The organism is [Mannheimia] succiniciproducens MBEL55E (assembly GCF_000007745.1).
Classification (GTDB): domain Bacteria; phylum Pseudomonadota; class Gammaproteobacteria; order Enterobacterales; family Pasteurellaceae; genus Basfia; species Basfia succiniciproducens.
The window spans coordinates 1,471,294-1,484,443 of record NC_006300.1 but is presented as its reverse complement, the minus strand read 5'-3'; the positions used below and the strand labels follow the sequence as shown (position 1 = coordinate 1,484,443).

11 protein-coding genes are annotated in these 13,150 nt (G+C 41.5%); all 11 read left to right on the top strand.

Features of this window, described 5'->3' with window-relative positions; all coding sequences use genetic code 11:
* The first annotated feature begins 290 nt into the window (after positions 1 to 290).
* The 11 genes from MS_RS06785 (at position 291) to MS_RS06735 (ending at position 13,131) form a co-directional block, all read left to right on the top strand.
* Positions 291 to 1,217: an O-antigen ligase family protein gene (locus MS_RS06785; protein ID WP_226977679.1), complete on the top strand. Its 927-nt coding sequence runs from the start codon at positions 291 to 293 to the stop codon at positions 1,215 to 1,217.
* Positions 1,214 to 1,813 (top strand): sugar transferase, encoded by a 600-nt coding sequence (locus MS_RS06780; protein ID WP_011200665.1) that lies wholly within the window; start codon positions 1,214 to 1,216, stop codon positions 1,811 to 1,813. Before MS_RS06785 ends, MS_RS06780 begins: the two co-directional genes overlap by 4 nt.
* Complete coding sequence (locus tag MS_RS06775) at positions 1,810 to 2,775, top strand: ATP-grasp domain-containing protein (RefSeq protein ID WP_011200664.1); 966 nt, start codon at positions 1,810 to 1,812, stop codon at positions 2,773 to 2,775. The genes MS_RS06780 and MS_RS06775 overlap by 4 nt, the downstream gene beginning before the upstream one ends.
* Positions 2,765 to 3,409 (top strand): HAD family hydrolase, encoded by a 645-nt coding sequence (locus MS_RS06770; RefSeq protein ID WP_041639849.1) that lies wholly within the window; start codon positions 2,765 to 2,767, stop codon positions 3,407 to 3,409. The genes MS_RS06775 and MS_RS06770 overlap by 11 nt, the downstream gene beginning before the upstream one ends.
* A gap of 23 nt (positions 3,410 to 3,432) precedes the next feature.
* Positions 3,433 to 4,614 (top strand): DegT/DnrJ/EryC1/StrS family aminotransferase, encoded by a 1,182-nt coding sequence (locus MS_RS06765; protein WP_041639847.1) that lies wholly within the window; start codon positions 3,433 to 3,435, stop codon positions 4,612 to 4,614.
* Between the two features lie 14 nt (positions 4,615 to 4,628).
* Positions 4,629 to 6,554: a polysaccharide biosynthesis protein gene (locus MS_RS06760; protein ID WP_011200661.1), complete on the top strand. Its 1,926-nt coding sequence runs from the start codon at positions 4,629 to 4,631 to the stop codon at positions 6,552 to 6,554.
* A 19-nt stretch (positions 6,555 to 6,573) separates the two neighbouring features.
* Entirely contained in the window at positions 6,574 to 7,740 is a 1,167-nt protein-coding gene (locus tag MS_RS06755) for a polysaccharide export protein (RefSeq protein ID WP_041640212.1), read from the top strand.
* A 168-nt stretch (positions 7,741 to 7,908) separates the two neighbouring features.
* Entirely contained in the window at positions 7,909 to 10,020 is a 2,112-nt protein-coding gene (locus tag MS_RS06750) for a polysaccharide biosynthesis tyrosine autokinase (protein WP_011200659.1), read from the top strand.
* 248 nt (positions 10,021 to 10,268) lie between these two features.
* On the top strand, positions 10,269 to 11,165 hold the full coding sequence (locus MS_RS06745; protein WP_011200657.1) for a hypothetical protein: 897 nt from the start codon (positions 10,269 to 10,271) through the stop codon (positions 11,163 to 11,165).
* A 220-nt stretch (positions 11,166 to 11,385) separates the two neighbouring features.
* Entirely contained in the window at positions 11,386 to 12,246 is an 861-nt protein-coding gene (locus tag MS_RS06740) for a phosphoribosylaminoimidazolesuccinocarboxamide synthase (protein WP_011200654.1), read from the top strand.
* Positions 12,247 to 12,309: 63 nt separating this feature from the next.
* Positions 12,310 to 13,131, top strand: a complete 822-nt coding sequence (locus MS_RS06735) for an SDR family oxidoreductase (RefSeq protein WP_011200653.1) — start codon at positions 12,310 to 12,312, stop codon at positions 13,129 to 13,131.
* Positions 13,132 to 13,150 lie beyond the last annotated feature (19 nt).

Here is a 13,150-nt window from a genome sequence, read left to right as displayed (position 1 = left end):
CCGCACTATCGACACAAATAGGAGTGCCGAGGTTAGATAGTGCGTTGTGTTTTTTGTTCTTTTTCTTAGCGGTAATAACCCCTTTTTTAAGGGATATGGAAACTGATTTTTTTAAATTACAGTTTCCGGTGTACGTGTTGTTTTTCTTCGGCTTTTTATCGGTATTAAATGCGTTTTCTACAGAAAAATTAGTTGATTTGTTTTTCTTCGGAATTGTGATGTTTTTATTTCATTATTCTTTTTTGACGTTTAACCGGGGTGATGGAGAAGCAGGGATTAGGCACCTTTTGTTGGGAATATCATTAATTGTGCTGGCGGGCTTTTTTATTGAGGCTTTATTGGGGTTCCAGTTGGTTTCGGGTAATGAAGAATTAACCGTAACTGATAAGGCGTTTAAGGGGTTCTTCTTTAATACCAATGACCAGTCCGTAATTATGATTTCTCTTGCGGTGGCGGTGGGATTTTTTTACATCATCAGAGAAAACAACTGGAAAATTAAGTTAATCGGCTATGCCCTTATTTTTATTATGGGGTTAGCTATTGTGATCAGTGCCTCCCGTTCGGTATTACTGAGCTATTTGATTATGTTGATGCTGATCTTGTTTTTAAACGCATCTGCTTATTTTAAGGCGGTATATCTGTTTTTCGCCTGCGTGATCGCATTATTTATATTTAATCTTTCTTGGTTACAGGAAGTGTTTATTCTGCTCGCCAAAATTGATTGGCTGGAACGTCCGATTGAACGTTTTTCATTGGTAATATTTTCTATGGGTGATGATAAGTCCGTAGGTTATCGGACGGAAATTTATACGACATTTTTAGATAATTTTAAAATTTTATGGTTGGGTTACGGACCGCGGGACTACATTCAGTATTTCGATCAAATAAAGTTGAGTTTCCCTTTGGGTTATACCAATCCGCATAGCTTCTTTATAGAACTTTATTTGGCATTTGGCATTTTTGCATTTTTAGCATTTATATATTTTTTATTAAATTCAATTATCTATGTAATGAATACTCGGTTATTGGCGTGGAAAGAACGTATATTTATTTTATTTGTTTTTATTAATTTTTGTTGGATCGTTTGGGTGCCGTCTTCCATATTAAGACTGCCGTTAGTCTGGTATCCGCTTTTCCTGGTTTTAGTTTATACGGTTCTGGTGAAAAACGGTACTTTTGTCAGCCCCAAATTGGTCGGTCGTAGGAGATCTTCATGATAAAACGCCTTTTCGATATTGTTGTCGCATTGATAGCATTGATTTTGTTTTCGCCCTTGTATTTGTTTGTGGCTTATAAGGTAAAACAAAATTTGGGATCACCGGTGTTATTTAAACAAACCCGTCCCGGATTACATGGTAAACCCTTTGAGATGATTAAGTTCAGAACAATGAAAGACGGCGTAGATGAAAACGGTAATATTTTGCCGGATGCGGAGCGCTTAACACCTTTCGGCAAAATGTTGCGCGCTACCAGTCTGGACGAGTTGCCGGAACTTTGGAATGTATTAAAAGGTGATATGAGTCTGGTGGGACCGCGTCCTCTACTGATGGAATATTTGCCGCTGTATAACGAAAGACAGGCTAAGCGCCATGAAGTGAAACCCGGAATTACCGGTTATGCACAGGTAAACGGTCGCAATGCCATCAGTTGGGAGCAGAAATTTGAATTGGATGCCTGGTATGTTGAACATCAATCCTTGTGGCTGGATTTGAAAATTATCGCAAAGACCATCCAAAAAGTGATCGCAAAAGACGATATTAATGCGGCAGACGATGCCACCATGCCTAAATTTGAAGGGAATAAAAAATCATGAATATTCTTGTTACATCGGCCGGACAACGTGTTTCTCTCGTTCAGGCGTTTAAAAAGGAATTATCGCAGTTAGTAAGCGACGGAAAAGTGTTAACCGTGGATTTAAATCCCGAGCTGGCGCCGGCCTGCTATGTGGCTGATGGACATTTTCAAGTACCCCGGGTCACGGATGCGGGTTATATTCCGACCTTACTTAAAATCTGTGAAGAAAATAATGTGAAATTGATTATTCCGACTATTGATACGGAATTGCTTATTTTAAGCGAACATCTGCAACGGTTTAAAGAAAAAGGTATTTTTATTTCCGTTAGTGATACGGAATTCGTCAGAAAATGTCGTGACAAACGATTAACCAATCAACTGTTTATTGAACATAATATTGCTGTACCGAAGCAGTTTGAAAAAGGTCAATTTGAATATCCTGTTTTTGTGAAGCCTTACAATGGTAGTTTAAGTAAAGGGATTTTTGTGGCGGAGAAACCGGAAGATATTTCACCGGAGCAATTGGAAAATCCCGAATTAATGTTTATGCAATATATTTCGCCGGCGGAATACGACGAATATACCGTGGATTGTTATTTTGATAAAAATTCCGAACTGAAAAGTGCGGTACCGAGAAAGAGAATTTTTGTCAGAGCGGGGGAAATTAACAAAGGCGTGACCAGAAAAAATGCCATCGTGACGCAATTATCGGAAAAATTGTCTCGTTTACCGGGGGCGCGCGGTTGCTTAACAATCCAAGTATTTTATAAGGAATCCACCGCTGAAATTCTTGGCATTGAAATTAATCCGCGATTCGGCGGCGGTTATCCGTTGAGTTATCTGGCGGGAGCCAATTATCCTCGTTGGTTGATTCAGGAATATTTGTTTAATCAGCCGATTCCGGCGTTCGACGACTGGGAAGCGGATTTATTAATGTTGCGGTATGACGCGGAAGTACTGGCTCATCATTATGAAAAATAAAGCGTTGGTTTTAGATTTGGACGATACGCTTTATGCGGAAATCGATTTTCTGTATTCCGCCTATAAGCATATTGCGTCTCGTTTGGCACCGGAACGGAGTGAAACGTTATTTAACAGGCTGGTCGAATTGTATCATCGCGGTGAAAACGCTTTTCAGTACTTGGTTGAGCAATATGATGTCGATTTGTCAACTTTACTGGATTGGTACAGGTTTCATGTTCCGCAGATTAGGCTTTTTCCCCATGTGGCGGATCAGCTGAATCGGCTTAAAGAGGATTTCCGGTTTGCTTTAATTACGGACGGGCGCTCCGTGACGCAACGAAATAAAGTGAAAGCATTAGGAATTGAGCCCTTGCTGGATTTTATCGTGATTTCGGAAGAAGTCGGCAGTGAGAAACCCAGTTTAAATAACTACCGACTGGTTCAGGATGCGCTTCACTGCCGGGATTACATTTATATAGGAGATAACCCTAAAAAAGATTTTGTAACACCGAATAAATTAGGCTGGAAGACTATTTGTTTAAAGGATCGCGGCACCAATATCCACAGACAGGATTTTGAAATTCTTGAAGAATTTCGACCGCACTTTTATATGTCGGATTGGTCGGAATTACCGACGTTTTTAGATTTTTAACTTTATATATTAAGAGGTTTATTATGTTAAATACTGCTTTCGAACCTTGGCCGTCGTTCACGCAGGAAGAGGCTGATGCGGTTTCCCGCGTGATTTTATCAAATCGGGTTAATTATTGGACGGGGACCGAATGCCGCGAATTCGAAAAAGAATTTGCCGCTTATGTGGGGACAAAATATGCCGTTTCATTAACCAACGGCACGGTGGCGCTGGATCTTGCCTTAAAAGCATTAAATATCGGTGCCGGTGACGACGTGATTGTAACCTCACGCACCTTTTTGGCATCCGCCAGTTCAATAGTTACCGCCGGTGCTAATCCGGTATTTGCGGATGTGGAATTGGATTCTCAGGTAATTTCCCGTCGAACCATTGAAGCCGTATTAACGCCGAATACCAAAGCGATTATCTGTGTGCATTTAGCCGGTTGGATGTGTGATATGGATCCGATTATGGATTTAGCAAAAGAAAAAGGTATCTATGTGATTGAAGATTGTGCACAAGCGCACGGCGCAATGTATAAAGGTAAATCGGCTGGTTCCATCGGGCATATTGCGGCCTGGTCGTTCTGTCAGGATAAGATTATGACGACAGGCGGTGAAGGCGGCATGGTCACTACAAACGATAAAGGTTTGTGGAATAAAATGTGGTCCTATAAAGACCATGGCAAAGATTTTGACACAGTATACAACAAACAACATCCGCCAGGTTTCCGCTGGCTGCATAATTCATTCGGCACTAACTGGCGGATGATGGAGGTTCAGGCGGTAATCGGACGAATTCAGTTAACCCGCATGGCGGATTGGACTGCAAAACGTATTAACAATATGGAACGTATTCTGAATGCTTTTGATGGCAGCCCGTATTTTTCTGTGTACAGACCAAATCAGGATTACGTACATGCGGCATATAAATGCTATGTACAGGTTAACCCGCAGGCATTGCCGGCAGGTTGGTCGAGAGACCGTATTATGCAGGTTATTAATGAGCAAGGTGTGCCTTGTTACAGCGGTTCCTGTTCTGAAGTTTACTTGGAAAAAGCTTTTGATAATACGCCTTGGCGTCCGGCAAAACCGTTACAAAATGCAAAATCGCTGGGTGAAACCAGTTTAATGTTTTTAGTTCATCCGACCCTTAGCGAGGACAGCCTGGTTAAAACCTGTGCGGCGATAACTCAGGTTATTCATGCTTTATCGGAAAACAAATAGGATAGTGAATTATTATGAAGTCTTTTATTGCAAGTCTGGTAATTGCATCAAGATGGATAAAACTCTGCGGCCTTATGTTGCTGGATTTCTTTGTTTTTCCGGTCTTGTTATGGATGTGTTATGCCTTGCGGTTATTAGATCTTTCTGCCGAAATAGTGCCAAACTTCTATTTAGGTGAGTTTTGGATTTCATTATTTGCGGTAGCCTGTCTTTTTGTGTGCAGTGTGTACCATTTTGTTATCCGGACATTTAATGAAACGCTGATTGTCAGATTATTAATTGCATCGGTCATGACGGTGATTGGATTATTATTGTTAGGACATTTTACAGATATATTTGTCCCCGCATCAGTTGCCATCATGTTCGGGTTTATGATGTTTTTATGGATTTGGCTCAGCCGTAGTGCGATTCGCTTAACCGTAAGATATATTTTAAATCCTCGGGTGACCAGCAAACGCATTGCTATTTATGGTGCGGGTATCGGCGGGCAACAAGTGGTTCAAACCTTGCTGAGATCTGACGAACATTTACCGTTATTTTTTATTGATGACGATAAAAATCTGAGAAACAGACGGGTCGGCGGCTTAAAAATCTATTCTGCAAAGGCGGCATTGGACGCTCTTGAACGTTATGAAATCGACGAGATTTTAATTGCGTTACCTTCCATTAGCCGAGCCAGAAAAAATGAAATTGTGGAATTTTTGTCTCAATCTCATCGCCGGATTATGGAATTGCCGAGTCTTACTAAACTGGTAGACGGGCAAATCAATATTTCGGATATTAAAGAAGTGGATATTGTGGATTTACTGGGGCGCGAACCTGTAGATCCGGTGCCGGAATTGTTCAGCAAGAATATTCAGGGCAAAGTTGTAATGGTCACCGGAGCGGGCGGTTCCATCGGTTCCGAATTGTGCCGACAAATTATCCGTAACCAGCCTAAGACTCTGTTATTGTTTGAAATTTCGGAATATGCGCTTTATGCCATAGAACAGGATTTGAGAGGTATTATTCGTAAAGAATCCCTGGTCGAAATGGAAATTCTGCCATTGCTTGGTAATGTACAAAACAAGCAGCGTTTGGTTGAAATCATGAAAGCGTTCAATGTTGAGACGTTATATCATGCGGCGGCTTACAAGCATGTACCAATGGTTGAATATAATGTAGTTGAAGGGGTGCAGAATAATATATTCGGCACTTATAATACGGCGAAAGCCGCGATCGAAGCTAATGTGGATTCCTTTGTTTTAATTTCTACCGATAAGGCGGTAAGACCGACCAATGTGATGGGAACCACCAAACGTATTGCAGAACTTTGTCTGCAAGCGCTTGCCCAAGAACAGGGGAGTGCGCATCATACTTTATTTTCTATGGTGCGTTTTGGTAATGTATTGGGATCGTCGGGTTCGGTTATTCCGTTGTTCAAAAAACAAATTGCGCAGGGCGGACCGATAACCGTAACGGATAAGAGAATTATTCGTTACTTTATGACGATACCCGAAGCGGCTCAGCTGGTGATACAGGCGGGCGCTATGGCTAAAGGCGGTGACGTGTTCATTCTTGATATGGGCGAACCCGTTAAAATCGTTGATTTGGCTAGAAATCTGATCAAACTTTCGGGATTAACCATAAAAGACGGAGACAATCCGAACGGTGATATTGAGATTCGTTTTACCGGCTTAAGACCCGGAGAGAAGCTTTATGAAGAGTTATTAATCGGTGATGATAACGTTGAACAGACATATCACGAACGGATTATGACGGCGAAAGAAGATTACTTACCGCCGGATAAACTGAGAGAGTTGATAAGACAACTTGAAGAAGCTTGTGATAATAATGATTGCGAACAGGTTCGCCGTTTATTATTAAATGCACCGACAGGTTATCACCCTGTCAGTGAGCTTGCGGATGTTGTTTGGACCAAACAGCATTCGGATGATTAACTTTTATTACAGATTAAATATGAATAAATTAATTAAATCTTTATTGTTAACCGGACTGGGATTGTCTCTATCATCCTGTTCCGTGTTTTTGCCTGATAGTCATAAATCGCCTATCTCGCAGAGACCTGCGCAGGTTGTAGGGAAAAATGTTGATTTAGCGAAGGCTATTGATGCTTATCTCATCACGCCTCAATTATTAAAAACCTTAACTCCGGTTAATGCATCGGCACAGTCTAATTTAAGTTTGGATAACGAACTGAAAAATTATCAGTACCGTGTCGGTGTCGGTGACGTTTTGAATGTTACCGTATGGGATCATCCGGAATTAACTACACCGGCAGGTTCTTATCGTTCGTCGGCGGAAGCGGGCAACCAGGTCCATGCGAACGGCACAATGTTCTATCCTTATGCCGGCAATATCAAAGTAGCGGGATTAACCGTAGGTCAAATCCGCAGTCGTTTAACTAAGGCGTTATCTAATTATATTGCGGAACCACAGGTTGAAGTAAATGTTGCATCGTTCCAGTCGCAAAAAGCTTATGTAACGGGTGAGGTAAAATCGCCGGGCCAACAATTTATCACAAATGTGCCTTTGACATTGTTAGATGCAATTAATAAGGCGGGCGGATTAGCGGATAATGCTAACTGGCATAATGTGACGCTGACCAGAAACGGACGGGATGAAGTGATTTCGGTGGAAGCGCTAATCCAACGCGGTGACTTAACTCAAAACCGACTGCTGAAAAGCGGTGATATTGTGCATATACCGCGCAACGATACCATGAAGATTTTTGTGGTGGGCGAAGTGGTCCAATCGCAGCTTCTTACTATCGGGCGTAACGGTATGACCTTAACGGAAGCCTTGAGTGCCAGCGGCGGTATCGACAAATTGTCATCCGATGCGACGGGTATTTTCGTAATTCGCGGTCAACGCGGAAAACAAGAGTTTGTTCAGGATAATAATGGTGAGAAAATTGAAAAAGTCGCCAATATCTATCAGTTAGACGTAACGAATCCGACGGCATATATTTTAGGTACGGAATTCTACTTGCAACCGCATGACGTCGTATATGTTACGACAGCACCGGTTTCCCGCTGGAACCGCGTGATCTCACAAGTGGTACCGACTATCAGCGGATTTAACGATTTAACCGAAGGCGTATTACGAATCAGAACATGGCCTTAATAAAAAAGTAAACATATAAATATTGATGAAGTTTATTTGTCATAAAGGAAAATATCTGAGGTTCTCCTCCTGGGAGAACCTTCATTGAAAACTATTTATCCGATGAAGGTTTTTCTTCAGGTATTGCAAATTTTAAGTGCTAAAAGCTGAACTGAGGGTTTTATTATAATGAGTAAAAAACAAAATGATGTCATCGACCTGACGAAACTGTTAGGTTTATTTTGGGATCAGAAACGAATCATTCTTCTTTCTACTTTACTGTGTGCGGGGCTGGGACTGGTTTATTCATTGTTGGCACCTTCAATTTATATGGCGACATCGTCCGTTCAGGTAGAAGAAAAATACACAGGTGGTGCTTTACAAGGACTCTCCAGTATTTTCGAACAGGAATCTACCGCAGGTACCGAGATCGCTGTGATTAAATCCAGAGCGATTGTGTCAAAAGCCGTAGAGGATTTGAATCTGACAACGGAAGTTTCACCGGTTTATCCTATTCCTTTTTTCAGTAAGGCGGTGGAAAAACTGATGGGCGACAAACCGGAAATTACGGTTGCCCGCTTTGTGCCAAAACGGGAAGATGCACAAGAGTACACTTTAGTTATCGGTTCCAATGAAAATGAATATTCCGTTTTGGATGAGCAGAAACAGCTCGTGTTAAACGGCGTAGTCGGCGAAAAATATGATAATCAGGATATTGAAATCCTTGTTAGCCAACTGAAAGGCTCATCCGGAAAACGTTTCAGTCTGAAAAAAATGGAAAAATCCGATGTACTTGAATTGGTGGAGGCTTTGCAAAAAGCCGTTACAGCGGATGAGAAAGGCAAACAAACCGGTGTTATCGAATTAACTTTCAAAGGCGAAGATCCTGAATATATTCAAAAGGTTTTGCACAGTATCACGCAAAGTTATTTAGAACACAGTACGGCGCGTAACTCGGCGGAAGCAAGTAATAGTTTGTCTTTCTTACAAAAACGCCTGCCGGAAGTGCGTGACAGATTAACCAAATCCGAGAATGAGTTAAACGAATACCGCCAAAAGAAAGCGTCCGTTGATTTAGAGCTGGAAGCTAAATCCGTATTGGATACGTTGGTGCAATTAGATTCAAATTTAAACGCATTAACCATCAGAGAAAGCGAAATATCCCAGCGTTTCACCAAACGTCACCCTAATTATGTGGCCTTATTGGAACAACGTCAGGTGTTGCTGGATGAGAAAGCGCGTTTAACCAAACAACTTGAATCTTTACCTGAAACGCAAAAAGATACGGTTCGTTTGACCCGTAATTTTGAGGTTGACCAACAAATCTACACGCAATTATCCAACAAAATTCAGGAACTAGATGTGGTCAAGGCGGGTGCGGTCGGAAACGTGCGTATTTTGGATGAAGCGCAAACCTTGCCTAAACCGGTGGCTCCGCGTAAGCTGATTATTCTGGTGCTGACGGCAATTGTCGGTTTTCTTCTGGGAAGCGGCGGTGTAATTTTGAAATCGATCTTGCAAAACGGAATTCTCACCGTATCCGAAGTTTCGGAAACCGGATTAGTGACTTATGCAAGCGTACCGTTTTCCAAGAAACAATCGGCTTTATCCCGCAGCAAAGGCGGAAACCGGATAGGCGAGGGGTTATTGTCGGATCGCTATGCCGATGATTTCTCACTGGAAAGCCTGAGAAGTTTGAGAACCGGGCTAAACTTTATGTTAGCCGAATCTAATAAACGGGTCGTGCTGCTTTCCGGCGTTTCAACCGGCGTCGGCAGACATTTCATCACAGCCAATCTTGCCGATTTACTGGCTAAAGCGGATAAAAAAGTATTATTAATTGATGCTGATCTGCGCAATAGCCATTTACACCATATACTGGGAGTAGAAAATAATATGGGTTTATCCGAGCTGCTGGCACAAAATATACCTTTTGAGCAAGGTGTACGGCATTTGGATAGCCGTTTTGATTTGATTACTTGCGGAAGCCGATCCGATGCGCCTTCGGAATTATTATCCGTATCGCGTTGTAAACAGTTACTGGACTGGGCGGCACAACATTACGATACGGTACTTGTTACGGCGCCGCCGATTCTCAGTGTTACGGATGCCGCGATTGTGGGGCAGCATGCGGACATTACCTTGTTAATCGGACGTTTCGAGCAAACGTCGGTGAGTGAAATCGAAGCCAGCCGGGAACGTTTCGATAATGCCGGTGTGGAGATTAAAGGGTTTGTGTTAAACGGTGTCAAACCTCGAGCCGTAAACAAGGGCGATTATTTCCGGAACGAATACGCTTAATTTTGAATGCCGTTTGAATTTTTTCAAACGGCATTTTTATCACATGATAAGTGAGAATTTAACCTGTTTGCTGAGCGCTTAGAAAATTTTGAATTTTCGACCGCACTTTTTAACAGTTTTATTAGGATTATTCATTATAGTTTTTATTCCGTTTACATACCGTTAAATCAGTACATCCGGATTTTCGCTTTAAACTCAGACAAATAAATGCGGGACTATTTAAGGGAAAAAGAAAAAAGGAAAATTTTATGCAAAAATTAGTAAAATGGGTTGTAGCATTGAGCATAATGTCGGCGACGTTTACCCTGTCGGCAAAAGATTTTGCTATTTATGACATGATGGATTACGTGGGCAAACCGCAGGATCTGACAGCGGATAAAATTTCGCGAGCCATGTTGATTTATGAATCCGAATTGGTGAAGCCTGATCCGACCGGCAAACGAAAACACGGCGTATTAAATCTGGAAAAAGTTATAGAATTGGCCCGTCGTTCACATCGGGAAGGATATACCGTCATTTCTACGGATATTGAATCCTGGTTTGGTAATAAAGGCGGCCAATTATTGTCGCCGGAAGAATTAAAGCGTGATTTTGAGCTGATGTTCAATATTTTTAAAAATGAGAATCCTAACGCCATTATCAGCAATTACGGTTTGCCGACGGAAACTTTGAGCGTTATCCGATTCTATCGCGGCGATGTGCCTTATCAGGTTTCCCTTGATAAATGGAAGGAGTTCAATAAACGTCGTAACAAATCCGGCGTGATTGCGGATTATGCTAATCCCGTACTGTATATTGTGAATCCGGACATAGCGACTTGGGAGAAAGACGTCATCCACACCGTACAGGAAATTAAAAAACGCTATCCGAATAAAAAAATTATCGGTTATATTTGGCCGCAATATTATTCGGCTAAAAAAAGCGGATATTTCAAGCAATTTATCGATCCGAAAACCTGGCGTGAAATGTTGGAAATTACCTATAAATATACGGACGGTGTGATGATTTGGTCGGATAAACGGGATGAAAACGATAAGATCGTACGCTGGGAAGACCCGCGCGTGCAGGCGATAATGGCGGAAACCAAAGCCTTTATCCGGGCTCATGATAAAGATATTAAAGTCGAAGGCAAAAAGAAAAAATAATGTCTGCCGGCAAGTATAAAACAGTCGTTTTTTATTGTCTTACAATAACAGAAACGACTGTTTTTTTATGCAACACGATAAAAATACACAAAATTCGACCGCACTTTTATCTGCTGTGAATTTACTGAAAAAATGCGGACAAAAATCAATATGCAAACGTTTGCATATTGAGCTATAATTTGCGAAACAACATTTTCCACTTATTAAAAGGGCAAACACAATGGCAGAATTAAGTCTAAAAAAAATCTATTCGGGTAAAGTGCGTGATCTTTACGAAATTGACGATAAACGTATGCTCATGGTAGCAAGTGACCGCTTATCGGCATTTGATGTGATTTTAGAGGACCCGATTCCTCGCAAAGGAGAAATTCTAACCCAAATTTCAAATTTCTGGTTCAAAAAATTAGCGCATATTATGCCTAACCATTTTACCGGCGATACGGTGTATGATGTGTTACCAAAAGAAGAGGCTGATTTAGTTAAAAACCGGGCGGTAGTGGTAAAACGTCTGAAACCAATCAAGATTGAATCTATTGTGCGCGGTTATCTTACGGGCTCAGGATTAAAAGATTACAAGCAAACCGGCACTATCTGCGGTTTGCAATTACCTCAAGGTTTAGTGGAAGCCAGTAAATTACCGGAACCTATTTTTACACCGTCAAGCAAAGAAGAAGTAGGTGACCACGATATTAATATCAGTTATGCGGAATGTGAACGTCAAATCGGCAAAGAACTGGCGGCACAAGTGCGTGATGCCGCCATTGCCCTTTACAAGGAAGCCGCGGCTTATGCTTTGACCAAAGGCATTATTATTTGCGATACAAAATTTGAATTCGGTTTGGATGAAAACGGCACTTTAACCTTAATGGACGAAGTATTAACGCCGGACTCCAGCCGTTTCTGGTCGGTGGATACCTATCGGGAAGGTACAAATCCGCCGTCGTTTGATAAGCAGTTTGTGCGCGATTGGTTGGAACAAAGCGGTTGGAACAAACAACCGCCAGCCCCGAAAGTGCCTGCTGATGTGATTCAAAAAACTGTTGATAAATATCAAGAAGCATTGGATTTATTAACTAAATAATGAGAAGTGCGGTCAAAATTGGTATAAAATTGACCGCACTTTTATTATTAAAATAGGATAATTATGAGGTCGGTTTCTATCGTCGGTTTGGGCTGGTTGGGATTATCGCTGGCAAGACATTTGAAAAACTTAGGTTGGGATGTTAAAGGCAGCAAGCGTACTCACGAAGGTGTAGAGCAAATGCGTTTAATGCGTTTTGAAACGTATTTCCTGGAACTTACGCCGGAAATCAATGCGGATCCGGATGATCTCACCAATTTATTGTCTGTCGATACATTAATTATCAATATTCCGCCAAGCGAATATTTTTTTGATCCTAAATTATATGTGGAAGGAATCGAAAATTTAGTTAATGAAGCCTTATTATGCAATATATCGCATATCGTTTTTATCAGTTCCACATCGGTATTTCCCAATGTTTCCGCTAATTTTGATGAGGAATCCGTACCACAGCCGGATTCCGAAATCGGCCGTGCCTTATTGGAAGTCGAACAACGTTTGTTTGAATTAAAAGATATTGATGTGGATATTATCCGTTTTGCTGGATTGGTCGGTTATGATCGTCACCCGGTATATAGTTTGGTGCGTAAAGAAAGCGCAATTTCAGGTGGTAATACGCCGATTAACTTAGTTCATTTTGATGATTGCGCCAGAGCTATTCAATTATTGCTGGAAATGCCGGGCTATCAGCGGCTATATCATTTGGCGGCGCCAAAGCATCCCTCAAAAGTGGAGTATTACACAAAAATGGCGACAAAATTAGGGCTAAATCCACCGCAGTTTTTGTGTGACGAAAAAGACCCTCAACGCATTATTAAAGCGGATAAGATTTGCCGAGAGTTGGATTTTGTTTATCAATACCCGGATCCGGATGAATTTATCTAAAGTGAATGACTCGGAACTG